This window comes from Arthrobacter sp. BB-1 (assembly GCF_006151685.1).
Classification (GTDB): domain Bacteria; phylum Actinomycetota; class Actinomycetes; order Actinomycetales; family Micrococcaceae; genus Arthrobacter.
This window is the reverse complement of record NZ_VDEV01000022.1, coordinates 185,756-208,794: the sequence shown is the minus strand read 5'-3', so window position 1 is coordinate 208,794 and position 23,039 is coordinate 185,756. Positions and strand designations below refer to the sequence as shown.

Annotated in this window: 21 protein-coding genes and 1 tRNA gene; 13 read left to right on the top strand and 9 right to left on the bottom strand. The window is 66.3% G+C overall.

The annotated features are described in order from the left end of the window. Positions 1-23: 23 nt before the first annotated feature. The 3 genes from FHJ30_RS12795 to FHJ30_RS12785 are packed head-to-tail and all read left to right on the top strand — an operon-like array spanning position 24 to position 2,700. Positions 24-1,013 carry a metal ABC transporter solute-binding protein, Zn/Mn family gene (locus tag FHJ30_RS12795; protein ID WP_139029656.1) on the top strand — a complete coding sequence of 330 codons (990 nt, stop codon included), beginning with the start codon at positions 24-26 and terminating at the stop codon, positions 1,011-1,013. Continuing rightward, positions 1,010-1,825 (top strand): metal ABC transporter ATP-binding protein, encoded by an 816-nt coding sequence (locus FHJ30_RS12790; protein ID WP_139029655.1) that lies wholly within the window; start codon positions 1,010-1,012, stop codon positions 1,823-1,825. Before FHJ30_RS12795 ends, FHJ30_RS12790 begins: the two co-directional genes overlap by 4 nt. Then, positions 1,825-2,700: a metal ABC transporter permease gene (locus FHJ30_RS12785; RefSeq protein ID WP_139029654.1), complete on the top strand. Its 876-nt coding sequence runs from the start codon at positions 1,825-1,827 to the stop codon at positions 2,698-2,700. The genes FHJ30_RS12790 and FHJ30_RS12785 overlap by 1 nt, the downstream gene beginning before the upstream one ends. A 22-nt stretch (positions 2,701-2,722) precedes the next feature. On the opposite strand, the gene FHJ30_RS12780 is transcribed toward FHJ30_RS12785, so the two are convergent. Then, positions 2,723-3,187: a Fur family transcriptional regulator gene (locus FHJ30_RS12780; RefSeq protein ID WP_139029653.1), complete on the bottom strand. Its 465-nt coding sequence runs from the start codon at positions 3,185-3,187 to the stop codon at positions 2,723-2,725. A gap of 94 nt (positions 3,188-3,281) precedes the next feature. Here FHJ30_RS12780 and FHJ30_RS12775 point away from each other — a divergent pair, with 94 nt between their 5' ends. The 4 genes from FHJ30_RS12775 to FHJ30_RS12760 are packed head-to-tail and all read left to right on the top strand — an operon-like array spanning position 3,282 to position 6,472. Continuing rightward, the gene (locus FHJ30_RS12775) at positions 3,282-3,938 is read left to right on the top strand and encodes an MBL fold metallo-hydrolase (RefSeq protein WP_139029652.1); all 657 of its coding nucleotides are present in this window, start codon (positions 3,282-3,284) and stop codon (positions 3,936-3,938) included. Positions 3,939-3,975: 37 nt separating this feature from the next. Beyond that, positions 3,976-4,872, top strand: a complete 897-nt coding sequence (locus FHJ30_RS12770; protein WP_139029651.1) for a sulfurtransferase — start codon at positions 3,976-3,978, stop codon at positions 4,870-4,872. Next, a complete protein-coding gene (locus tag FHJ30_RS12765; RefSeq protein WP_139029650.1) occupies positions 4,869-6,050 on the top strand; it encodes an NAD(P)-dependent alcohol dehydrogenase in 1,182 nt (393 codons plus the stop codon). Before FHJ30_RS12770 ends, FHJ30_RS12765 begins: the two co-directional genes overlap by 4 nt. Continuing rightward, positions 6,047-6,472, top strand: coding sequence for an HIT family protein (locus FHJ30_RS12760; protein ID WP_139029649.1), 426 nt, complete (start codon positions 6,047-6,049; stop codon positions 6,470-6,472). The genes FHJ30_RS12765 and FHJ30_RS12760 overlap by 4 nt, the downstream gene beginning before the upstream one ends. A 41-nt stretch (positions 6,473-6,513) precedes the next feature. On the opposite strand, the gene hrpA is transcribed toward FHJ30_RS12760, so the two are convergent. Then, positions 6,514-10,500, bottom strand: a complete 3,987-nt coding sequence (gene hrpA / locus FHJ30_RS12755) for an ATP-dependent RNA helicase HrpA (RefSeq protein ID WP_139029648.1) — start codon at positions 10,498-10,500, stop codon at positions 6,514-6,516. Positions 10,501-10,579: 79 nt separating this feature from the next. Continuing rightward, entirely contained in the window at positions 10,580-10,747 is a 168-nt protein-coding gene (locus FHJ30_RS21380) for a hypothetical protein (protein WP_171059018.1), read from the bottom strand. A gap of 81 nt (positions 10,748-10,828) precedes the next feature. Between FHJ30_RS21380 and FHJ30_RS12750 the strand changes: the two genes are divergently transcribed. After that, entirely contained in the window at positions 10,829-11,797 is a 969-nt protein-coding gene (locus FHJ30_RS12750) for a GlxA family transcriptional regulator (RefSeq protein WP_139029647.1), read from the top strand. An 11-nt stretch (positions 11,798-11,808) separates the two neighbouring features. Here FHJ30_RS12750 and FHJ30_RS12745 read toward each other — a convergent pair whose 3' ends face one another. Continuing rightward, positions 11,809-12,141, bottom strand: a complete 333-nt coding sequence (locus tag FHJ30_RS12745; protein WP_139029646.1) for a protealysin inhibitor emfourin — start codon at positions 12,139-12,141, stop codon at positions 11,809-11,811. Between the two features lie 65 nt (positions 12,142-12,206). Next, entirely contained in the window at positions 12,207-13,259 is a 1,053-nt protein-coding gene (locus FHJ30_RS12740) for a M4 family metallopeptidase (RefSeq protein ID WP_139029645.1), read from the bottom strand. A gap of 287 nt (positions 13,260-13,546) precedes the next feature. Between FHJ30_RS12740 and FHJ30_RS12735 the strand changes: the two genes are divergently transcribed. Then, positions 13,547-14,113: a VOC family protein gene (locus FHJ30_RS12735; RefSeq protein WP_205677048.1), complete on the top strand. Its 567-nt coding sequence runs from the start codon at positions 13,547-13,549 to the stop codon at positions 14,111-14,113. Between the two features lie 75 nt (positions 14,114-14,188). Here the strand turns inward: FHJ30_RS12735 and FHJ30_RS12730 are convergent. From FHJ30_RS12730 to FHJ30_RS12715, 4 genes are all read right to left on the bottom strand, one after another. Then, positions 14,189-14,264: transfer RNA gene (locus tag FHJ30_RS12730), tRNA-Arg, on the bottom strand. Positions 14,265-14,378: 114 nt separating this feature from the next. After that, positions 14,379-15,920, bottom strand: coding sequence for a ferredoxin--NADP reductase (locus FHJ30_RS12725; protein ID WP_139029644.1), 1,542 nt, complete (start codon positions 15,918-15,920; stop codon positions 14,379-14,381). Beyond that, positions 15,917-16,789: an FAD:protein FMN transferase gene (locus FHJ30_RS12720; RefSeq protein WP_139029643.1), complete on the bottom strand. Its 873-nt coding sequence runs from the start codon at positions 16,787-16,789 to the stop codon at positions 15,917-15,919. Before FHJ30_RS12720 ends, FHJ30_RS12725 begins: the two co-directional genes overlap by 4 nt. A 3-nt stretch (positions 16,790-16,792) precedes the next feature. Then, positions 16,793-17,278, bottom strand: a complete 486-nt coding sequence (locus FHJ30_RS12715; protein ID WP_139029642.1) for a hypothetical protein — start codon at positions 17,276-17,278, stop codon at positions 16,793-16,795. A 189-nt stretch (positions 17,279-17,467) separates the two neighbouring features. Here FHJ30_RS12715 and argS point away from each other — a divergent pair, with 189 nt between their 5' ends. From argS to thrC, 4 genes are read left to right on the top strand one after another with little or no spacing between them, the layout of a single operon-like run. Next, entirely contained in the window at positions 17,468-19,132 is a 1,665-nt protein-coding gene (argS, locus tag FHJ30_RS12710) for an arginine--tRNA ligase (RefSeq protein WP_139029641.1), read from the top strand. A gap of 5 nt (positions 19,133-19,137) precedes the next feature. Beyond that, positions 19,138-20,613, top strand: coding sequence for a diaminopimelate decarboxylase (lysA, locus tag FHJ30_RS12705; RefSeq protein ID WP_139029640.1), 1,476 nt, complete (start codon positions 19,138-19,140; stop codon positions 20,611-20,613). Beyond that, a complete protein-coding gene (locus FHJ30_RS12700) occupies positions 20,614-21,930 on the top strand; it encodes a homoserine dehydrogenase (protein ID WP_139029639.1) in 1,317 nt (438 codons plus the stop codon). Continuing rightward, positions 21,931-23,037 carry a threonine synthase gene (gene thrC, locus FHJ30_RS12695; protein WP_139029638.1) on the top strand — a complete coding sequence of 369 codons (1,107 nt, stop codon included), beginning with the start codon at positions 21,931-21,933 and terminating at the stop codon, positions 23,035-23,037. It begins immediately after the preceding gene. Positions 23,038-23,039: the final 2 nt, after the last annotated feature.

Sequence of the window (23,039 nt, the reverse complement as noted above, 5' to 3'; positions counted from 1 at the left end):
CCTTCCCTTTGAATGAGGTTTCCGTGCGCCGTTCCGCCGCTGCCCGATCGTCCCTCGCCGCCCTTGCCGGGCTAGGCCTCCTGCTCACCGCATGCAGTCCGCAGGCGCAGCCGTCAACCCAGGCTGCCGACGGTATCAACGTGGTGGCTTCGACCAACGTTTACGGGGATATCGCCAAGACGATCGGCGGGGACAAGGTCAGCGTTACGGCCCTCATCACCAAGACCAGCCAGGACCCGCATTCTTATGAAGCGACAGCCCAGGACCGGCTCGCAGTTTCCAAGGCCGACCTTGTCCTCGAGAACGGCGGCGGTTACGACGGCTTCATCCACACCCTCGCCCAGGACAGCGGCCTGGACGACGCGAAGGTGCTGAACGCCGTCGAACTCTCCGGCCTGGCGCATCCGGAGGAGGAAACCGCCTCCGCAGGGGCGACCACTACCGAAGCGCCGGCGGGGGACAGCTCCGCGCACGATCACGGCGAACTGAACGAGCACGTCTGGTACAGCCTGCACGCCATGGAGCAGCTGGCCGACAGCATCGCTTCCAAGCTCGGCGAGCTGGACCCCGCTTCAGCTTCGACCTTCGAGTCCAACGCATCCGCCTTCAAATCCAGCGTCGAAGAGCTGCACGGAAAGCTCGAGGCCCTCAAGCCCGTCTCGGCCGGAGCACAGGTTGCCGTCACCGAACCCGTGCCCCTCTACCTCCTCGAGGATGCCGGGCTGGTGAACGCCACCCCCGCGGACTACACTGCTGCGATTGAAGAAGGCTCCGACGTGCCGCCTGCAGTCCTCAAGGCGGCAACCGACCTCGTGGCAACAAAGTCGGTGCGGCTCCTGGCCTACAACAGCCAAACCGAAGGCCCGCAGACGGAGTCGCTGAAGAAAGCCGCGGAAACTGCCGGGGTTCCGGTGGTGGACTTCAACGAAACACTGCCCGAGGGCAAGACGTACCTGCAGTGGATGACGGACAATGTGGACAACATCAGCAAAGTTCTGGAGACAAATAGTTGAAACCCCTGGTCAGCCTCACCGGAGCGTCCCTGAAGTTCGGCAAGCGGGCGCTCTGGGAGGACCTGGACCTGGACATTAAGCCCGGCGAGTTCTTCGCCGTGCTCGGTCCCAACGGCAGCGGCAAGACCAGCTTCCTGAAGGTCCTGCTGGGGCTCCAGGAACTGCACCGTGGGCAGGCGGTACTGGGTGGCCGCCCCGTGGAGCGCGGCAGCAGCCTGATCGGCTACATTCCCCAGCAGAAATCCTTCGCTCCGGACACTCCCATGCGGGCCAGGGACCTCGTGGGCCTGGGCGTGGATGGCCACCGCTGGGGCCTGCGCCTGAACTCTGCCAAGGCCAACCGCAGGATTGACGAACTCCTTGAACTTGTAGGTGCCACGGACTACGCAAAGGTCCCGGTGGGCCAGCTGTCCGGCGGCGAGCAGCAGCGGCTCCGCGTGGCCCAGGCCCTTGCCACGGATCCCCAGGTCCTGCTCTGCGACGAACCCCTGCTCTCCCTGGACCTGCACCACCAGCAGGCGGTCAGCGCCCTGATCAACAAGCAGTGCCACGAGAACAACAGCGCAGTTGTGTTCGTGACGCACGAAATCAACCCCATCATCGACTACGTGGACCGGGTCCTGTACTTGGCCGGAGGACGCTTCAAGGTGGGGACCCCGGAGGAAGTCATGACCACGGAGGTCCTCTCCGAGCTCTACGGCAGCCACGTCGAGGTCATCCACGCGAACGGCCGCATTGTGGTGGTGGGCCTGCCTGACGCCACCACGCACCACCATGCGGAGACCCACGCCCTGGCGGGAGAGGCTGCCTGATGGACGCGGACAGCATACTTGGCGCGATCTTCAGCTTCGAAAACTACGGGGAGCTGCTGGTCCTGGTCCAGAACTCGATTTGGGCAGGCGCCGTCCTGGGCCTGCTGGGCGGCCTGGTGGGCACTTTTGTCATGAAGCGCGACCTTGCCTTCGCGGTCCACGGAATTTCCGAGCTCTCCTTCGCCGGCGCCGCCTTTGCGCTGCTGATCGGTGCGGACATCGTCTTCGGATCCCTGATCGGATCGGTTGCCGCCGCCCTGCTCCTTGGCCTGATGGGCGTCCGGGCACGGGACAAGAACTCGATCATCGGCGTGATCATGCCGTTCGGGCTGGGGCTTGGCATCCTGTTCCTGTCCCTTTACGAGGGGCGGGCTGCGAACAAGTTCGGCCTGCTGACCGGTCAGATCGTGTCCGTGGATACGGTGCAGCTCCAGGCGCTCGCCGGAACCGCCGTGGTGGTGATGCTGGCGCTGGTGGCGATCTGGCGGCCGCTGAATTTCGCGAGCGTGGATCCGGAACTCGCCGAGGCCCGGGGTGTTCCCGTGCGGACGCTTGCCATCGTGTTTATGGTCCTCCTGGGCGTCAGCGTGGCGCTGTCCATCCAGGTGGTGGGGGCGCTCCTGGTCCTTGCCCTGCTGATTACCCCGGCCGCCGCGGCACTGCGGGTGACGTCCTCGCCGGTGGCGGTGGTGGTGCTCAGCGTGGCGTTTGCCATGACGGCCACGGTGGGCGGGATCCTGCTGGCCCTGGGCGGCCGCATCCCCATCAGCCCCTACGTCACCACTTTGTCGTTCCTGATCTACGTGGTGTGCCGCGTGATCGGATCCGTGCGGGCCGGAAGGGGCATCAACGGAAGGGTCCTGGCTGCTTCCTAAGCACCGCCCCTAAGCACCGCCCCTAAGCGCCGCCGGCGGCCTTCCTCGCCGTGCACTCCGGGCACAGCCCGAAAATCTCCACCGTGTGCGCTACCTCGGTGTACCCGTGCTCGGCGGCAATGCGCGCCGCCCAGGTCTCGACGGCGGGGGCCTCCACTTCCACGGCCTTGCCGCAGTTCCTGCACAGCAGGTGGTGGTGGTGCCCGGTGACGGCGCAGCGCCTGTACACCGCCTCGCCGTCACCGTTGCGCAGTACGTCCACCAGGCCCTCGTCGGCGAGCGACTGAAGGATCCGGTAGGCGGTTGCCAGGGAGACCGAGACGCCCTGGTTCTGCAGGATCCGGTACAGTTCCTGCGTGCTGACGAAGTCGTCCAGTTCATCCAGGGCGGCACTTACTGCCAGGCGCTGCTTCGTGACGCGCTGTTCCTTGCCGCCGCCCGACACGGGGGACGGGGCGGTGGAATCAGCCTTGGCGCCGAAGGGCATGGGTGGACTCGCTTCCTCAGGATGGTGGCAAAGATCCAGATTACCAGCCGGAGCTTCGTGGACATGGTCCGGAAGGGGACCCTAGGCTGGCGCTATGAAGCTGACCAAATACACCCACGCCTGCGTCCGCCTCGAAAAGGACGGCCGCGTCCTGGTCCTGGATCCGGGCAACTTTTCGGAGTCAGCAGAGGCCCTGGAGGGTGCGGAGGCGGTGCTGGTCACGCATGAGCATGCGGACCACATTGACGTTCCGGTAGTGGTGGAGGCGTTGCGTGCACACGCTGGGCTGGCAGTGTTCGCTCCGGCGCGTGTCGCGGGCCAGCTGCAGGACAAGGCCACCGGTGAAGCTGCCCGGATCCACGCCGTGAATCCTGGGTCAACGTTCCAGGCTGCCGGATTCGCCGTCCGCAGCTTCGGCGGCCAGCATGCCCTGATCCATCCTCAGATCCCCCTCGTGGCCAACATCGGGTACCTCATCGACGAGAACGTCTACCACCCGGGGGACTCCTTCATAATTCCGGACGGGATCAGCGTCAGGACCCTGCTGGTTCCCCTCCACGCGCCGTGGAGCAAGTCCGCCGAGGTGCTGGACTTTGTGATTGGCGTCCGGGCGCCGAAGGCGTTCCAGATCCATGACGGCCTGCTCAACGACAACGGCTTGAAGATCGTGGAAGGCCATGTCCAGAGGATCGGCGCCAAGTACGGCACCGAGTACACCCATTTGGCTGCCCGGGAGTCGGTGGAGGTTTGAGCGCGCCTCCGTTCCGATCCGCTGCCAGGGAAGTGTCATGAACCCGCTGATCGACGTGGCCGGGCTGCAGGCCCGCCTTGCGGAGCGCCGGCCCACGGTGCTCCTTGATGTCCGCTGGGCCCTGGGCGATCCGCATGGCCACCGCAACTACCTGCAGGAGCACCTGCCGGGCGCCGTGTTCGTGGACCTCGCCACTGAGCTTGCCGCCCCGGCAGTTCCGGAGCGCGGGAGGCACCCGCTGCCGCCTGTCCAAGACTTCCAGGAAAGCGCCAGGCGCTGGGGCATCAACGACGGCGATCTTGTGGTTGCCAACGATGACAGCGGCAACATGGCCGCGGCGCGCGTGTGGTGGATGCTTCGGAATGCCGGCTTCGCGGACGCCTGCCTGCTCGACGGCGGACTGGCCGCCTGGCGTGCCGCAGGCCTTCCCCTGGAAGCGGGCCAAGTTTTCCCGGAAGCCGGAGGCGTGTCGCTTGCGGACGGGAACATGCCGGTGGTCGACGCCGCTGCTGCCGCCCACTGGCCGCATGCCGGCGTCCTGCTGGACGCCCGCGCCGGGGAGCGGTACCGCGGCGAGTTCGAGCCTGTGGACCCCCGGGCCGGGCACATCCCGGGCGCGGTCAGCGCGCCCACGTCCGAAAACGTGGACAGCAGCGGCCGGTTCCTGCCGCCCGCTGCCCTCCGCCGCCGCTTCGAGTCGCTGGGCGTACGGGACGGAGTCCAGGTTGCGGTGTACTGCGGGTCCGGGGTCACCGCTGCCCATGAGGTGGCAGCCCTGGAACTCGCCGGTTTTCGGGCTGCGCTGTATCCGGGATCGTTCTCGGAATGGTCCAACCACCCGGACCTGCCGGTGGCAACCGGCGCAGAGCCCGGCCGCGCCGGCGGACTGCCGAGTGGAAACACGGCTGCGGGCAAGGGTAGCGTCGCACTATGACTCCAGGACGCCCCGTACCGCCGCCCCTTGCCAAGCCAGTAGCCCCGGAACCTGCCACTCCTGGGACCATCGCCACTCCGGAAGCCGCTGCTTCCGGCGGCCGACGCCTGGCTGCGGCCTACGGTGCGACGTCACCCGAAAGCGGGCTGGTGCCGCTGACCCTCGCCCGGCGCCCGCCCGGGGCGGACGACGTCGAAATCGCCATCGAGTTCTGCGGGCTGTGCCACTCGGATGTGCACGCCACCCGGGGCGAGTGGGGCGGCAAGGTATGGCCGCTGGTCCCGGGGCACGAGATTGTGGGCACCGTCAGCCGGGTGGGCTCGGCCGTTACGGATTTTGCCGCGGGCGACAGCGTGGGCGTGGGCTGCATGGTGGATTCCTGCCGCGAATGCGAAAGCTGCCTGGACGGCCTGGAACAGTACTGCGAAAAGGGCATGACCGGCACGTACGGGGCCGAGGACCGGCGGAACGGCGGCGCCGTGACGCAGGGCGGCTACTCCTCCTCGGTGGTGGTGGACCGACGCTACGTCCTGCGGGTGCCGGCAGCCCTCGACCCTGCCGCCGCTGCCCCTTTGTTGTGTGCCGGCGTCACCACGTTCTCGCCGCTGCGGCACTTCGACGTCGAAGAAGGCGACGTTGTGGGCGTGGTGGGGCTGGGCGGACTCGGCCATATGGCCGTCAAGCTCGCCAAGGCAATGGGAGCGAAAGTGGTCGTGTTCACCACGTCGGAGGCAAAAGTGGCGGCGGCCCTCGAGCTGGGAGCCGATGAGGTGGTCCTGTCCCGCGACGAAGCGGCGATGGCGGCTGCCAACCGCAGCATGGACCTCATCATCGACACCGTGGCGGCCCCGCACGACCTGAACCCCTACTTTCGGACCCTCCGGGTCGACGGTGTGCTCTTCCAGCTCGGCCTGCCGTCCGAGGCGATGCCGCCCGTGAACCCCGGCGCGCTGATCCGGCGCCGGATCGCCTACGCCGGTTCGCTGATTGGAGGCATCGCCGAGACCCAGGAGATGCTGGATTTTTGCGCCGCGCACGGTGTTGTTGCAGACATCGAGGTGGTACGGGCAGACCAGCTGAATGATGCCTACGACCGGATGGTGGCAGGCGACGTGAAGTACCGATTCGTGCTGGATACCAGCACCTTGCAGGCACCCGCCAAGGAGGCAGACGCATGAGCACGCTCTTCACCAGGATCCTGAACGGCGAAATCCCGGGCCGCTTCGTGTGGCGCGAGCCGGATGTTTCCGCGTTCCTCACCACCGGTCCGCTGGCTGACGGCCACACCCTGGTGGTACCCACGGAGGAAGTGGACCGGTGGACGGACGCCTCGCCGGAAACGCTGGCGAAGGTCATGGAAGTTGCCCGGCGGATCGGTGCTGTGCAGGTGGAGACCTTCAACGCGGCGCGGGCCGGGCTGATCGTGGCGGGTTATGAGATCAACCACCTCCACGTGCACGTCTGGCCCTCGAGGAGCATGGCGGAGTTCAATTTCGCCACCGCGGACCAGGACCCGGATCCGGACGTCCTCGACGCCAACGCCGAGAAGCTCCGCCAGGGCCTGCGGGCTGCCGGGTACGGCGAGTTCGTCCCGTCCTAGGCCGTCCAGCCGCGGCAGCCCGTCCCCTGCCCAGGTTCCGCCTAGGCCGGGGCCAGCGCCTTGTTGAGCACGGCGCGGATCCGCTTCTCGGACACCGAATACGCGGTTCCGAGTTCGACGGCGAAAAGGCTCACCCGGAGCTCCTCCAGCATCCAGCGCACCTGGGTTAACTCAGGGCCGGCCTTGCGTCCGGGAAGCAGGGCAGACACGGCGTCGTCGTAGTCGTCCTCGAGCCGCTGCACCACCGCCATGTTCAGGGCGTCGCGCTGGACGTTGCCGGGAAGCCGTTCCAGCCGCTTCTCGATGGCCGAAAGGTACCGGGGGAGCTGGCTGAGCTGGGCGTAGCCAGTCCGTGCCACAAAACCGGGATACACCAGCTGTTCCAGCTGGCTCTTGATGTCGTTGAGGGCACTGATGAGCGCCAGGCTGGTTGTCCCCTTCAGTTGCTTTTCGATCCTACGGGTGCTGGCCAGGATACGTTCCACAACAGCGGTCACGCTGAACACCGTGTCGATCAGCTCGGCCCGGACCACCTCATACAGCCGGTCAAAGGATTCCCGGTCCCAAGGCAGCTCAGCCGGCGTGAGCTTGTCGATGGCGGCCAGGGCGCAGTCCGCGATCAGGCTTGAGACGGAGCCGTGCGGGTTCTGGCTGAATGTGAGTTTTTCCGTATTGCTCAGGTGCTCCAGCACATAGCGGTCAGGAGCCGGAACGCGCAGGGCCAGCAGCCTGACCACCCCGCCGCGCATGGCCTCGGCCTGCTCGGCCGGTGTCTGGAACACCCGGAGCGAGACCGACTTTCCCTGGTCCACGAGGGCTGGGTATCCGGTGACGGTATGGCCCTTGACCATGTTGCTGACCTGCCGCTGCAAGGAACCGAAGGTCCACTCCGTCAGGCCGTCCTGCTCCCTGAAGCCCGTGGAAGCGGTGCCTCCCTGCGCCCCTGCCTGCTGGCGCACGCCGTCAGGTCCGCCGTCGTACGCCTTTGTTGCCTGCCGCGCTGCCTTCTTGCCATTGCCGGCACCGGGCGCGGTGGATGCGGGCGTGGCCCCCAGCGACTCGGCAATGGCCCGCCGGGTTGCCGGAGCAAGCTCCTCCTGCAGGGCTGCAAGGTCTTTGCCCTCGCCCAGGACAGTGCCCTTGCTGTCCACCACCTTGAAGCTCACCCGGAGGTGTGCCGGCACAGCGTCCCAGTTCCAGGAGCCGGGCGGGATGACATGCCCGCGGATGCGTCGCAGGGCAAGCTCGAGGGACGGCTCCAGCTCGTCGGAAGCGGGATCAAAGTCGGCTTCCAGGACTGCCACCGCCTGCCGGGCCACATCCGGGGCAGGGACGAAGTTCTTCCGGATCTGCTTCGGCAGCGACTTGATCAGGGCCGTCACCAGCTCCACGCGCTGGCCGGGGATGAGCCAGCGGAACGCCTTGTCATCGAGCTGGTTCAGGAACAGCACCGGGACCTCGGCCGTGACGCCGTCGGACGGATCCGGCGGCGAGCCTGGCGCCACGGGGTGGAACTCGTAGCTCAACGGCAGCTCGAAGCCCTTGTGCAGCCAGGTCTTGGGGTAGGCGGCTTCGTCGAGGCCGTCCGCGTCCTCGCTGAGGAGCAGGGATTTGTCGTAATCCAGGAGGTCCGGATTCTTCTGCCGCGCTTCTTTCCACCACTTGTCGAAATGCCGCTCGGACACAACGTCCGGCCCAATCCGGGCATCGTAGAACTCAAACAGCGTCTCGTCGTCCACCAGGAGGTCCCGGCGGCGCATCCTTGCCTCGAGTTCCTCCACCTCATTCAGGAGTGCGCGGTTGCGGTGGAAGAACTTATGGTGGGTTTTCCAGTCACCCTCCACCAGGGCATGCCTGATGAAAAGTTCCCTGGCGACGACGGGATCCACCCTGCCGTAGTTGATCCGGCGCTGGGCGATGATCGGCACACCGTAGAGGGTGACCTTCTCGTACGCCATCACGGAGCCCTGCCGGGTGGACCAGTGCGGTTCGCTGTAACTCCGCTTCACGAGGTCCGGGGCCACCTGCTCCGCCCAGACGGGGTCGAACCTGGCGGCGACCCTGGCCCAGAGCCGGCTGGTCTCCACAAGCTCAGCGGCCATGACGAACGTGGGCGACTTCTTGAAGAGTGCCGAGCCGGGGAAGATGGCAAAGCGGCTGCCACGGGCTCCTGCATACTCGCGCTTGCGCTCGTCCAGGATGCCGATGTGGCTCAGGAGGCCGGACAGCAGGCTGATGTGGATGCCGTCGTGGTTGCCCACGGGATCCGCAAGCCGCTTGTTGTCGAGGGTGATGCCCAGGGGCCGGGCCAACTGGCGCAGCTGGGCAAAGAGATCCTGCCACTCGCGCACCCGCAGGTAGTTGATGAACTCCGCCCGGCACATCCGGCGGAAGGCCGACGACGACAGCTCCTGCTGCTTTTCCTGCAGGTAGTTCCACAGGTTGAGGAAGCCCGTGAAATCCGAATTCTCGTCCTTGAACCGGTTGTGCTTTTCCGCCGCGAGCTGCTGCTTGTCTGTCGGGCGCTCGCGTGGGTCCTGGATGGTCAGGGCGGCAGCGAGGATCATCACCTCGCGGACGCAGCCGCGTTTGCCCGCCTCCACGATCATCCGGCCCAGGCGGGGATCCACCGGCAGCTGGGCGAGTTTCTGCCCGACGGCGGTGAGCCCACCTCCGCTTTTCGCTCCGTCCGTGCCGTTCTGCGGCCGGGCCGCAGCCAAGGCGCCCAGTTCACGGAGCAGCGTGACGCCGTCGTTGATTGCCCGCGTTTCAGGCGGCTCCACAAAGGGAAAGTTTTCGACATCCTTGGGACCACGCGCCACGCCCATGGCGGTCATCTGCAGGATGACGGCGGCCAGGTTGGTGCGCAGGATTTCGGGGTCGGTGTAAAGGGGCCGGGACTCGAAGTCTTCCTCCGAGTACAGGCGGATGGCGATACCGTCGGACACGCGTCCGCAGCGGCCTGACCGCTGGTTGGCCGAAGCCTGGGAGACCCGCTCGATGGGCAGGCGCTGGACCTTGGTGCGGTGCGAGTACCGCGAGATGCGCGCCGTGCCGGTGTCGATGACGTACTTGATGCCGGGAACCGTGAGCGAGGTCTCGGCAACGTTGGTGGCCAAGACGATCCGGCGCTTGCTGCCGGGATGGAAGACCTTGTGCTGTTCCTGCAGGCTCAGCCGTGCGAAGAGCGGAAGCACTTCGGTTCCGGCCAGCCGGCGGTTGGTCTGGATGCGGGCCTGGAGGGCATCCGCCGCATCCCGGATCTCGCGCTCGCCGGAGAAGAACACCAGGATGTCGCCCGGTGCTTCCGCGGCGAGTTCGTCCACCGCGTCACAGACGGCGTCGAGGGGGTCGCGGTCTTCCTCGAGTTCGTCGTCGGAAGCATTCTCTTCGTCGTCAGGGCCGGGTCCGCCCGGCGGCTGGGACAGCGGGCGGTAGCGGATCTCCACGGGGTAGGTCCGCCCGGAAACCTCCACGATGGGAGCGGGCTTTTCCGGCGTACCGAAGTGGTCGGCAAACCGCTGGGGGTCGATGGTGGCGGAGGTGATGATCACCTTGAGGTCCGGGCGCTGCGGCAGGATACGTTTGAGGTAGCCAAGGATGAAGTCGATGTTGAGGCTTCGCTCGTGGGCCTCGTCGATGATGATCGCGTTGTACTTGCGTAGCAGTTTGTCGCGCTGGATTTCCGCCAGCAGGATGCCGTCGGTCATCAGCTTGACCTTGGTGGACCGGCTGACCTCGCCGGTGAAGCGGACCTGGAAGCCCACCTCCTGGCCGATGTCCACGCCCAGTTCCTCGGCGATGCGCTCGGCCACCGTGCGTGCCGCCAACCTGCGTGGCTGGGTGTGGCCGATCAGCCCGTTGTCGCCCAGGCCAAGTTCGAGGCACATCTTGGGGATCTGGGTGGTCTTACCGGAACCGGTCTCGCCGGCGATGATGGTGACCTGGTTCGCCGCGATGGCTGCCATCAGGTCTTCGCGCCGTTCGGAGACCGGCAGCTCGGCGGGATAGGTGATGTGAAGTGTCATGTCTGCTGACAGTCTACTGCGGGAGCCCGGGCTTCCCGTTTGTAGTGCCGGCAGTTGTCCGGTGGCTTTGCTTCGGCTGCTAGAAGACGCGGAGCGTGTAGTTGATGCTGGGGAGGTCCAGGGCAGACCAGGCTTCGTGGGATTCAACAGGAGGCGTATGCCCCCGGCCATCACGCAGGAGCGCTGACACCGTGGCGGCGATCACGAGGAGGAACAGGATGACGAGGAGGGTTATGAGGATTTCCATGCCTCCATGTTTCTCCTTGCCCGGAGCAAGAAGAAGTGGCAGAAATGCCCAAAAAGCTCTAATTTCTGCCACAATGGAAGCATGCTCAAATCAGTGGCTGTGATCGTGGTTCCCAACTTCTCGATGTTCGAGTTCGGCACTGCCTGCGAGGTCTTCGGCATCGACAGATCCGGCCGGGGAAGCGGCGTCCCGGCCTTCGACTTCCGCGTCTGCACGCCGCAGCCGGGCAATGTCCGGCTGAAGTCCGGCCTGTCCCTGAACGTCGGCCTGGGACTGGAGGCCACCGAGGATGCGGACCTGGTCATCATGGCCCCCTATGGCAGGGACGACGAGTTGCCCGAATCCGTCCTTGAGGCGCTGCGGGCCGCTGATGCAAGGGGAGCGTGGGTGATGTCCATCTGCTCCGGCGCGTTTGCCCTGGCCCGCGCCGGCTTGCTGGATGGGCGCCGCTGCACCACCCACTGGCACTACTCAGGCCAACTGGCTGCCGAGTATCCCCGCGTCCAGGTGGACGAAAACGTCCTCTACGTCCAGGACGGCAACATCATCACGTCCGCAGGGACGGCCGCCGGGATCGATGCGTGCCTCCACCTGGTGCGCGTAGAACTCGGGGCGCATGTGGCTGCGGCGATCGCCAGGGACATGGTGGTTCCTCCGCACCGCGACGGCGGCCAGGCGCAGTTTATCGACCGGCCAATGCCAACCTGCGGTTCAGCTCCCATGGAGCAACTGCTGCGCTGGATGGTGGAGAACCTGGACCGCGAGCACACCGTGAACGAGTTGGCGGCGCGCGTGCACATGTCCGCCAGGACATTTGCCAGGCGCTTCCGGTCCGAGACCGGAGCGACGCCTGCCGCCTGGCTCAATTCACAGCGGGTGCTCCGGGCCCAGGAACTCCTTGAATCCACGGACCTGAACATCGAAGAAATCGCCAGGGAGTCCGGCTTCGGGCACCCCGTCCTGCTGCGGCACCACTTCGCCAAGGTCCTGGACACCAGTCCGCAGTCATACCGCCGTGCCTTCCGTGGCCAACTGGCCGTGGCGGGATAGCGCCCTGCAGGTTAGCTGCGCGCCGGTCCGTCGCCGCGCTGTTGCGCACGCAGTTCCTCGGCCGCTTCCCGGGTGCTGTCCACAAGAATCCGCCAAGGTCCGGTGACGGCCTGCTCAGGAAGTGCTGCCCGGCGTTGCCCAGCCCTGATCGAATAGATGAACCGGTCCGGTTGGGTTTCCGCAAACTGCTCGGCGGCTGCCCTGGGCGTCCTGGGTACTGAATCCCAGGGGCATGCTTCCACGATTGGCTGCCACTGGCTGATGGCGCTCTTGGATTGGGCTTCCACAGTCCACACCCTTGGTATCGCGGCGGTTCCTCCGGTGCGCTCAACACTGATCTTCATGGCCTGGTCCTTGGGCTTGCCCTACAGCCTGGCTGCCGCCCCGAAGTACGGCAGCCAGGCGTCCGTTAAAGCTTGACCTTCACAGTTTCCCATGCCTTCTGGACGGCGTCATGTTCGGTTGATCCGGAACCGTAGAGTTCCACGGCGGACGCAACCGTGGCGCGCGCAAAGACCCTGAAGGTCGCCGTGGGAGGCAGCGTTCCGCCGGTGAGTGTCTCGTACCAGATGCGCCCGGGGGAGTCCCAGGCGTTTCCCCCGAGCGTCTCGGCCACGAGGTAGAAGGCGCGGTTGGGGATCCCGGAGTTGATGTGGACCCCGCCGTTGTCGGCGCTTGTCCTGACGTACGTGTCCATGGAGTCCGGTTGGGGGTCCTTACCCAGCACATCGTCGTCGTACGCCGTGCCGGGATCCTTCATGGAACGCAAGGCACTGCCTTGCACCTCAGCCGTGAAGAGGCCCTCGCCGATCAGCCAGCTGGCCTCGGCCGTGGACTGGTTCCTGACATACTGCTCCACCAGGGCACCGAAGACGTCCGACATTGATTCGTTCAGGGCGCCCGCCTGGTTCCGGTAGGCAAGCGCGGCTGAATACTGGGTAACGCCGTGGGCCAGCTCGTGGCCGATGACGCTCAGGGACTTGGTGAACCGTTCGAAGACCTCACCGTCGCCGTCGCCGAAAACCATCTGCTTGCCGTCCCAAAAGGCGTTGTCGTAGAGCTTGCCGAAGTGGACCGTTGCGTCCAGCGGCAGGCCCCGTCCGTCAATGGAGTTGCGTCCGAACACGTCCGCGTACAGGCGGTGCGTGTGGCCGAGCCCGTCATAGGCCTCATCGGCAGCGGGGTCCTCCGTGGCGGCTTCACCCTCCTTGCGGACCAGCCGGCCGGGGAGGACCTCCGAGCCGGCGGCGTCGAAGATGCTCCGGTTTGGCGGCCCCGGCTTCGCCTGGCGGATCCCTGCCGGAACGTCCGGCACTGGCCGGGACCGCGCTGAATGGAACGACTCCACGTGGCCCAGGGCTTCCTTGGCGGCCCTGGCCGCGGACGAAAACTCCGGCGCATCCTGTTTGGCCAGCCGCCTCAGCAGGTATGGCGGAACAATGGAACAGAACGGAACGTGCATGGCGTACCCCCTCGACTTGGTGCTTTCAGACTACGAGGAGGCACCGACAATGCTGCGGAGGCTCACGTGCGGTAGCAGTAGCCTGAACGCTACAACCGCCGGCATATTGACGGACGTAGTCGCCGCGTTTTTCGCTGACTCGCTGTTGCGGGGCCGGGTCTATAGTCGTCCTGTGAACGCGCGCATCGATCACCTGGTCATCGCGGCAGATTCGCTGGAGCAGGGCACGGCCTGGTGCGAGGCTCTGTTCGGCGTCCAGCCCTCCGGGGGGTGGCAAACACGCCTTGATGGGCACACATAATCACGTGCTGGACATCAGCACAGAACGTTTCCCCCAGTGCTATCTCGAGATCATCGCCGTCGATCCCGGAGCGCCGGAACCCGGCAGGCCCCGCTGGTTCGGGTTGGACCAGCCAGCGTTGCGTGAGGCCGTGCGCGAACGGCCCCGGCTGGTGCATGCAGTTGCACGGACGGCCGCATTGGAAACGCTGCGGCAAGGCCTGGCCACCTGCGGCCTGGATCCCGGCATGCCAGTGGCGGTGCAGCGCGATACGCCATATGGCACGCTGAAGTGGCTCATCACGGTACGGGAGGATGGCCGCACAGAATGCGGGGGCGCGTTGCCGACGTTGATCGAATGGACCGGACCGCATCCATGTGACCATCTCCCGCAAACGGCCTTGGCGCTCCAAGAGCTGGTATTGCGAGGGGTGCCTGAGGAAGCGCTCGCCGTCTTGAAGCTGCCAGGAGTGAAGGCGGGCACAGCAAAAGCGGCCAGTTCCACGCCACTCAGCGCCAACCTGGACTCGCCGCGCGGCACCGTGGTTATCGATTCCTGGCGCGCCGGAAAATGAACCCTGCACGGGGAGTGGGCGGAGTCCCGGGGGAGCAGAAAACCCCGCCACTTCATTGAAGTAACGGGGTTCTTCTGGTGCCCTCGATAGGATTCGAACCTACGACCTTCTGCTCCGGAGGCAGACGCTCTATCCCCTGAGCTACGAGGGCAATCCGGGGTTTCCTGCCGTTGCTGGCGGGACGTCCTAGAGCTTAGCAGGAAGGTGGCCCGCAAGGGAAAATCGCGGCCGTCCCGTCGCCCCGGGCATGCCACTGAGCGGGAAATCAGTAGCCCGAGAAGGAGTCCACGTGGATCCGGCGCGCCCCTGCCTGCCTGGCCGCACGCCGCAGTGCCGCCACGCTGGCCGGTGATCCCGAGACGTAGACGTCCCGGTCCGCGATGTCCGGGACCAGTGCCCGGAGGGCTTCGCCGTCCAGCCGCGTGCCGTCCCAGGCGGCGGTGGCCAGGTCCGGCGGCGGCGCCGAACCGTCCGCAGTGCGAACCAGGACCCGGATACCCGCCGCCCGCAGTTCCTCCGCATAGGCAACCTCGTCCGCGCTCCGTGCAAGGAGGAGGAGCACGGCGTCCCGTTCCCGCAATCCTCCGGACGACAGGTGTGAAAGGTAGGGCGTGATGCCTATTCCGGCGGCAATCAGCAGTACCGGTTTCCGTGGGTTCCGGGGGAGGACAAAGTCTCCACCCACCGAGGTGGCGGTCACTTTGTCCCCGGGCTTCAGTGAAAGGAGGACGCGCTTCGCCGGGGATACCGGCTCGGCAGTCCGCACGCCGAACTTGACCAGGCGTTCGTCCGGTGAACCCGTCAGGCTGAATACCCGGCGCCGGCCCTTCCTGTCCGACTTCACCTGCGGCAGGTCAAGCTCCATGTACTGCCCCGGCACGAAGCGGACCGGCCGCGACGGTTCGAAGGAGAACTCCGTGGTGCTGGGTGTCAGCGCCCTGGCTCCGGCAAGGCGGAGGGTCACGCTCCCGCGCTGGCCCGCCAGGAAAGCCAGCAGGTTGCCCAGCAGCAGCGCCGCCTCCGGAGAATTGGCCAGGAACCCGACGTTGTAGGGGACCGCGAAGACAACGCCCACCACTGCGGCCAACGCGAGTTGCTGCCAGCGCCGCGGCGGCAGCGTCAGCGGTTCGGTAAGCATGAAGCCAACAAAGAACAGCAGCGGCCGCTGGGCAAAGGACTGCCACAGGGCTACGCCCATTGACATGCCGGCCTGGAGCAGTTCGGCGGTGATGATCGCGGCGGCAACAACGGTGAACACCGTGGCCATCATGAACTTCCGGGTGCGGTACAGGACCAGCAGGACTCCCGGAAGCAGCAGCAACAGCATGGCCGGCGTGGCAGCCCACCAGGTGGCGATGTTAAGGCCGGTGAGGCCCGTGACGAACGCGCCCGCGGCGGCAGGGTTGAACACGTGCCTTCCGCGCCAGGCGAGGGCGTATTTCGACGCCGATGCCAGCACGCATGCCAAAGCCACCCCCGCCACGTCCATTGGGGCGAAAGAGGGCCAGAACAGGAAATAGAGCAGCAGCCCGGTGATCAGCGAGGACTCGGAGTGCGGCCGCACCCGGAACAGTGCCGCCAGCGCCCTGTTGGATGCGTAGGTCAGCCCCAGGCACAGGACCAGGTGCCCCAGCATCTCCGGAACGCCGAACGTCAGCCAGCCCAAGGCGTCGAGCACAAGGCTGTATCCGGCCAAGGTTGCCAGGACCAGGAGGATCAGCCGGTACATGGTGTACCGGCCCAGCACGGTATCCAGCCGGCCGATGGACAGGTCCGGCCCGGTTCTGGGGGTTTCGACGGGGCTCATGAAAACAGTGTCCCTTCAAATCCTTGGGAATGGGCTGCGCTTCCGTCCGAGAAGACCGTCAACCAGGAAAAATCAAAAGACCGCTGCAGTTCGTCGCCGGGGAGGAAAAAGAGCGCCGTTGCCAGCGCATCGGCCAGCATTGTGGTTTCCGCCAGCGCCCAGGTGGCCACAGCGGTCCTTACCGGCCGGCCGGTCCTGCCGTCCAGGACGTGGTGCAGGCCGTCGCCCCAGGCGCGCCGGTTTGCCGCAGAGGCACACAGTGCCCGGCCGGACAGCTGCACCACGCCGATGGCCTGGGCTGCGTTGTAGGGGTGTTCCAGTGCCACCGGAACGGGATCCGGCCCACGCACCAACAGGTCTCCGCTGGCATCGATAATGAACGCCGTCACGCCGCCCGCCTCAAGTTCCGCCGCCAACAGGTCCACCAGCAGGCCCTTGCCGGCGGCACCGATGTCCAGGACGGCCGGAGCTTTCGTGGTGAGGGTGGTGCCCGCCCAATCCAGCACCTCGTCCCAAACGGGTGCCGGGAGCGGGGAGCCGGAAGGCTGAAGTGAGTAGCCGGCGTCGTACCCCAAACGCTCCAGGCTGGTGCCGATAAGCGGCGTCATTGCGCCGCCGGTGAGCTGGTAGAGGGTCCGGTACACCAGCCCGAGCGGACCGGCCTCGGCAGGGAACTCGTACCGGCCGGGTTCCTTGGCCATGGCGGTAACGCGGGAATCCTCCCGGAACCGGGACCAGTCGGCATCGAAACGTTCCACTACGGCGAGGATCCGGGCCCGCAGGACCGGATCGAGCAGCCGGGGCGTTGAGACCTGCCAGTGCGTGCCGATCCCCTCAAACGCGAAGTCCTCCCGGTCCCCGTCCGGCACGGCCTACTGTGCCTCCGACTTGATCTGCTCCAGGGCCTTGTTGAAACCGCCGCTGGTGAGCGAGGAGCCCGCGACTTTGGACACATTGAGCTCGTCGATGTTCTTGCCAACCACCTGCGCCGCGATGCCGCCGGCAAACTCGCCCTGGAACTTGCGGGTGTTCGGGTTGGACGGGTGCTGCGTGATCTGGACGTCCGTGACGGTCCCCGCGGCCAGGGTAAGCTGCACGCCCACGGTCTCGGTACCGTTGGGCGACACATAGGTGCCGTCGGCGCTGTAGGTGCCGTCCTTGTACTCTGTCCCGCTGGCCGCCAGTGTTGACGCTCCCGCGGCGGCGGGGCTCGTTGCCGCAGCGCTGCTGCCGGCGGGCGGCGTCGATCCACCGGCAGCGGGGGTGCTTCCGGCCGAGGGTGCGCAACCTGCCACCGTTCCCGCCAGGGACAGGCCGGCGATTCCGGCGTAAACAGTTTTACGGACTGAGGGTCTCATCAACATTCTCGTTTCGTCAGGGATTCGGGGGACTCGGGAAGGGAACTGCTCAGTGCCTACGCCCTTGTCAACGCAAGAGCCAGCGTATTGGTTCAACCTGTGTGCGGATTCCTGTTTCCCTGTGGAACGCCAAGGCGCACAAAGCCCCCGAATTCCCTTGCTGTCACCGGCCCCCGGTAGTCTAGAGGGGTGACTCCCGAAGAACTCTCCCTCGCCATATCCGCCTGCCTGAAGGACGCCGTCGCTGCCGGTGACATCGCCCTTTCAGCATCAGCTGTCCCTGATGAGGTGCGCGTGGAGCGACCCAAGAACCGGGACCACGGCGACTGGGCCACCAACATTGCCCTCCAGCTCGCCAAGCAGGCGGGCACCAACCCGCGTGAATTCGCCACGATCCTCAGCACCCGCCTGAAGTCCATCGACGGCGTTGCTGCCGTGGACATCGCCGGGCCGGGGTTCCTGAACATCACCGTGGATGCGGCTGCCGCCGGCGCCCTGGCCAAGGTGATTGTCGAGGCCGGCGCGCAGTACGGCACCAACTCCGCGCTCGCCGGCCACACGGTGAACATGGAGTTTGTTTCCGCCAATCCCACCGGGCCCCTGCATATCGGCCACACCCGCTGGGCAGCGCTGGGGGATTCGATCGCCCGCGTACTCCGTGCCTCCGGCGCGGAGGTCACCGCCGAGTACTACATCAATGACGCCGGCACGCAGATGAACGTCTTCGCGCATTCCGTCTACAACCGGCTGCACGGACTTCCGGTGCCCGACGGCGGCTACCCCGGACAGTACATCGCGGACCTTGGGCACGAGGTACTGACAGAGCACCCTGACATCCGTGAACTGACTGAGGTTGCCGCCCTTCCGGTGATCCGCGCCGCCGCCTACGAGGCCCAGATGAAGGACATCAAGGCCACCCTTGCGGACTTCGGCGTGGAGTTCGACGTTTTCTTCTCCGAACAGGAACTGCACGACGCCGGTGCGATCGAAAGTGCCGTGGCGCGCCTGCGCGAGCAGGGCCACGTGTTCGACGACGGCGGTGCGGTGTGGCTGCGCACCACGGACTTCGGCGACGACAAGGACCGCGTGATGATCCGCGCCAACGGCGAGCCGACGTACTTCGCCGCCGACGCCGCATACTACCTGTCCAAGAAGGACCGGGGCTTCACCGAGAAGATCTACCTCCTGGGTGCGGACCACCACGGCTACATCAACCGGCTCAAGGCGATTGCCGCGTGCGCCGGTGACGACCCCGAGGTGCACATCGAGGTGCTGATCGGGCAGCTGGTGTCCGTCAACGGCGCCAAGCTGTCCAAGCGTGCCGGAAACATCATTGAGCTCAAGGACCTGATCGACTGGCTCGGGAAGGATGCCGTCCGCTACTCGTTGGCCCGTTTCCCCGCGGATTCGCCGCTGACCCTTGACCCGGAGCTGCTGAAGAAGCACAGCAATGAAAACCCGGTGTTCTACGTGCAGTACGCCCATGCACGCTCCCGCGGCGCTGCCCGGAACGCCGTGGCCGCGGGCGTCGAGCGCCAGGTGGACGGCGTGGACAGCTTTGACGCCTCGCTGCTTGACCACCCCACTGAAAACGAGCTGCTCTCCTACCTGGGCAGCTACCCTTCGATCGTGGCCAAGGCCGCCGAGCTCCGCGAACCGCACCGGGTGGCCCGCCACCTGGAGGTCATTGCCGGCGCCTATCACCGCTGGTATGACGCCTGCCGGATTGCCCCCATGGGCGACGAAGCGGTGACCGACGTCAACCGCACCCGGCTGTGGCTCAACGACGCCACGAGCCAGGTGCTGGCCAACGGCCTTGACCTGCTTGGCGTTTCCGCGCCGGAACGGATGTGATTTCCATGACTGCACAGGACACCACCGCCGGTTCCCCGCTTGCCCCTGCCTGGCTTTCGGTTCCTGCCGACCTGAATGCCCTGCAGGAACCCATGTGGGCCAAAGGCGTGGAGCGCAACGACGACGGCGAACTCACCGTGGACGGGATCCCGGTCAGTGAGCTCCAGCGGAAGTACGGCACCCCGCTGTTCGTCATGAGCGAGAACGATTTCCGGGCGCGGGCCCGCGCGTTCAGCGATGCCTTCAACAATGCGTTCGCGGACATCTGCGGGGGAGTGGACGTCTACTACGCCGGCAAATCGTTCCTCTGCACCGCCGTGGTGCGCTGGGTCGAAGAAGAGGGACTGCGCCTGGACACTGCCTCCGGCGGAGAGCTCGCCGTAGCGGCAAAGGCCGGGATTCCCGGTGCGGACGTTGCCCTGCACGGCAACAACAAGTCCGACGGCGAGATCCACCGTGCGCTGGACATGAAGCTCGGCCGGATTGTGGTGGACAGCCTCAGCGAACTGGTCAGGGTTGGCGCCATCGCTGAACACCGGGGGGAAAAGGCCAAGGTCATGCTCCGGCTTACGCCGGGTGTCCATGCGCACACCCATGAATTCATTGCCACGGCCCACGAGGACCAGAAGTTCGGCCTCTCCATGGCCGCGGACACCACCGAACAGGCCGGGCTGTCCGCTGCCGAAGAAGCAGTGGCTGCCGCCGCCGCGCACCCGGGCATTGAACTGCTGGGCCTGCACTGCCACATCGGTTCCCAGATCTTCGAGCCGGACGGCTTCGCGATGGCCGCCGAGAAGCTCCTCCGCTTCCTCGCCGCCATGCAGGAGAAGTACTCCATCGTCCTTCCGGAGCTGGACCTCGGCGGCGGCTACGGCATCGCCTACACCCCGGTGGACACCCCCCGCCCCGCAGCCGAGATCGCGGAGGCGATGGCCGCCGTCGTCCGTTCCACCTGCGCAGAGCTGGGCATCGACCCGCCCCGAATCTCCATCGAACCGGGACGCGCCATCGTGGGCAGCACCACGTTCACCCTTTACGAGGTGGGGACGATCAAAACCGTTCGGGTGGACGCACCGGCCCCGTCCGGAGCCAGTGACGGAGGCAACAACGTTACGTATCCGCGCCGGTATGTTTCAGTGGACGGCGGCATGAGCGACAACGCCCGCCCCGTGCTCTACGACGCCGATTACTCCGCAATTCTGGCCTCACGCACGTCCGCGGCGGCTCCGCAGCTGTCCCGCGTGGTGGGCAAACATTGCGAGAGCGGCGACATAGTTGTTAGAGATGTATATCTGCCCGAGGACGTGGCAGCCGGTGATCTGCTTGCTGTACCGGGGACCGGCGCCTACTGCTGGGCCCTGTCAAGCAACTACAACTATCTGGCCCGGCCGGGCGTTGTCGCGGTGCGCGACGGATCTGCCCGGCTGATTGTCCGCGGGGAAACCGAAGAAGATTTGCTGAACCGCGACATGGGAGCCTGAATGACGGAATTGCGAACCCTGAAAGTAGCCCTGCTGGGCTGCGGCAACGTTGGGGCCCAGGTTGCGCGGATCCTCATTGAGGACGCCGACGCCCTTGCCGCCCGCACCGGCGCCCGCCTGCAGCTCAGCGGCATCGCCGTGCGCAACGTCAACGCCCCCCGCGACGTGGACCTGCCGCAGGAGCTTTTCACCACCGACGCCGAGACGCTGGTCAAGGACGCAGACCTGGTCATCGAGCTCATGGGCGGCATTGAGCCCGCCCGGACGCTGATCCTCTCCGCGCTGCGGAACGGCGCCTGCGTTGTCACCGGCAACAAGGCCCTGCTGGCCCAGGACGGCCCCACCCTCTACGAAGAGGCGGACAAGGCAGGGGTCCAGCTCTCCTACGAAGCAGCCGTGGCCGGCGCCATCCCCATCCTCCGGCCCATCCGCGACAGCCTTTCCGGCGACCGGATCACCAGGGTGCTGGGCATCGTCAACGGCACCACGAACTTCATCCTGGACCAGATGGACTCCACCGGCGCCCAGTTCGCCGATGCCCTGGCAGAGGCCCAGCGCCTCGGCTACGCGGAAGCGGACCCCACCGCCGACGTCGAAGGCCACGACGCCGCTGCCAAGGCCGCGATCCTGGCCACGCTGTCCTTCCACACCCGGTTTGCCCTTGAGAACGTCCACTGCGAAGGCATTACGTCCGTCACCGCCGCTGACATCGCCGCGGCCAAGGACGCCGGCTTCGTCATCAAGCTGCTGGCCATCGCCGAGAAACTCACTGACGCCGATGGCAACGAGGGCGTGTCCGTCCGCGTGCACCCCACGCTCCTGCCGCGCGAACACCCGCTGGCCGCCGTCCGCGGCGCGTTCAACGCCGTGTTCATTGAGGCGGAAAACGCCGGTGAACTGATGTTCTACGGCCAGGGTGCCGGCGGCACGCCGACGGCGTCTGCCGTACTGGGCGACCTTGTCTCCGCAGCCCGCCGCCTGGTGCTGGGCGGACCGCAGCGTACCGAGACCACTACCGGCCACGTTCCGGCCCTGCCCATCGATGCAGCCACTACCAGCTACTACATCGGCCTCGACGTCGCCGACCAGCCTGGCGTCCTGGCCCGCATTGCGCAGCTCTTCGCAGAGCACGGCGTATCCATCGAAATCATGCGGCAAACCATCCACAAGGACGCCGAATCCAACACGGAATCGGCCGAACTGCGGATCGTCACCCACCGCGCGTCAGAGGCTGCCCTTGCGGCCACCGTCGAGGCCGTCAAAGGCCTGGACGTCATCAATTCAGTTACATCCGTTCTGCGGGTAGAAGGAGTCTAAGTGGCTCACCAATGGCGCGGCGTCATCCGCGAATACGCTGACCGTCTGCCCGTGACGGAATCCACCAAGGTCATCACCCTGGGCGAAGGCGGCACCCCCCTGGTGCACGCGCAGAAGCTCTCGGAGCTCACCGGTTCCGAGGTGTACCTGAAGGTGGAGGGCATGAACCCCACAGGTTCGTTCAAGGACCGCGGCATGACCATGGCCATGACCGCCGCCGTCGCCTCCGGGGCGAAGGCTGTGGTCTGCGCCTCCACCGGCAACACCTCCGCCTCTGCTGCTGCCTACGCCACCGCCGCCGGCCTGAAGTGCGCCGTGCTGGTGCCGGAAGGCAAGATCTCCATGGGCAAGCTCAGCCAGGCCATCGCCCACGGCGCCACGCTGTTGCAGGTGGACGGCAACTTCGACAACTGCCTGGACATCGCCCGGAAGCTGGGGGAGTCCTACCCGGTGTTCCTGGTGAACTCGGTCAACCCCGCCCGCATCCAGGGCCAGAAGACCGGCGCGTTCGAAATCGTCGACGCTTTGGGCGACGCACCGGACATCCACGTCCTGCCGGTCGGCAATGCAGGGAACATCACCGCCTACTGGAAGGGCTACAAGGAGTACTCCGCTCCGTTCGAGTCCGAGACGGCCGGCACCCTTCCCGCCGTCTCCACCAAGACCCCCGTGATGTGGGGCTTCCAGGCTGCGGGGGCCGCGCCGTTTGTTGCCGGCCACCCCATCACCGAACCGGACACCATCGCCACGGCCATCCGGATCGGCAATCCCGCCTCCTGGGACGGTGCCATCGGCGCCCGTGACGAATCCGGTGGACTGATTGATGCGGTTACGGATGAGGAAATCCTGAACGCGCACCGCTGGCTGTCCGCACGTGAGGGCGTTTTCGTGGAGCCGGGATCCGCCGCCGGCGTGGCCGGGCTGCTGAAGAAGCACGCCGCGGGTGAAGTTCCGTCAGGCAAGACCATCGTCATCACCGTGACGGGCCACGGCCTCAAGGATCCCCAGTGGGCCCTGCGCACCGAGGACGGCAGCGATGTGCAGCCTGTCAAGGTGCCCAATGACGTCGTGACGGTTGCCGCCGAACTGGGACTGGAAGACAAGTAACC

What these genes read in the sequence shown, in the direction of transcription:
- FHJ30_RS12745 (WP_139029646.1), bottom strand. Translation starts at nt 12,141, where the DNA reads ATGAAGATCAGTGTTGAGCGCACCGGAGGAACCGCCGCGATACCAAGG.
- FHJ30_RS12765 (WP_139029650.1), top strand. Translation starts at nt 4,869, where the DNA reads ATGACTCCAGGACGCCCCGTACCGCCGCCCCTTGCCAAGCCAGTAGCC.
- lysA (WP_139029640.1), top strand. Translation starts at nt 19,138, where the DNA reads ATGACTGCACAGGACACCACCGCCGGTTCCCCGCTTGCCCCTGCCTGG.
- FHJ30_RS12750 (WP_139029647.1), top strand. Translation starts at nt 10,829, where the DNA reads ATGCTCAAATCAGTGGCTGTGATCGTGGTTCCCAACTTCTCGATGTTC.
- FHJ30_RS12735 (WP_205677048.1), top strand. Translation starts at nt 13,547, where the DNA reads ATGGGCACACATAATCACGTGCTGGACATCAGCACAGAACGTTTCCCC.
- FHJ30_RS12725 (WP_139029644.1), bottom strand. Translation starts at nt 15,920, where the DNA reads ATGAGCCCCGTCGAAACCCCCAGAACCGGGCCGGACCTGTCCATCGGC.
- FHJ30_RS12780 (WP_139029653.1), bottom strand. Translation starts at nt 3,187, where the DNA reads ATGCCCTTCGGCGCCAAGGCTGATTCCACCGCCCCGTCCCCCGTGTCG.
- FHJ30_RS21380 (WP_171059018.1), bottom strand. Translation starts at nt 10,747, where the DNA reads ATGGAAATCCTCATAACCCTCCTCGTCATCCTGTTCCTCCTCGTGATC.
- FHJ30_RS12760 (WP_139029649.1), top strand. Translation starts at nt 6,047, where the DNA reads ATGAGCACGCTCTTCACCAGGATCCTGAACGGCGAAATCCCGGGCCGC.
- FHJ30_RS12770 (WP_139029651.1), top strand. Translation starts at nt 3,976, where the DNA reads ATGAACCCGCTGATCGACGTGGCCGGGCTGCAGGCCCGCCTTGCGGAG.
- hrpA (WP_139029648.1), bottom strand. Translation starts at nt 10,500, where the DNA reads ATGACACTTCACATCACCTATCCCGCCGAGCTGCCGGTCTCCGAACGG.
- FHJ30_RS12775 (WP_139029652.1), top strand. Translation starts at nt 3,282, where the DNA reads ATGAAGCTGACCAAATACACCCACGCCTGCGTCCGCCTCGAAAAGGAC.
- FHJ30_RS12700 (WP_139029639.1), top strand. Translation starts at nt 20,614, where the DNA reads ATGACGGAATTGCGAACCCTGAAAGTAGCCCTGCTGGGCTGCGGCAAC.
- FHJ30_RS12715 (WP_139029642.1), bottom strand. Translation starts at nt 17,278, where the DNA reads ATGAGACCCTCAGTCCGTAAAACTGTTTACGCCGGAATCGCCGGCCTG.
- FHJ30_RS12740 (WP_139029645.1), bottom strand. Translation starts at nt 13,259, where the DNA reads ATGCACGTTCCGTTCTGTTCCATTGTTCCGCCATACCTGCTGAGGCGG.
- FHJ30_RS12785 (WP_139029654.1), top strand. Translation starts at nt 1,825, where the DNA reads ATGGACGCGGACAGCATACTTGGCGCGATCTTCAGCTTCGAAAACTAC.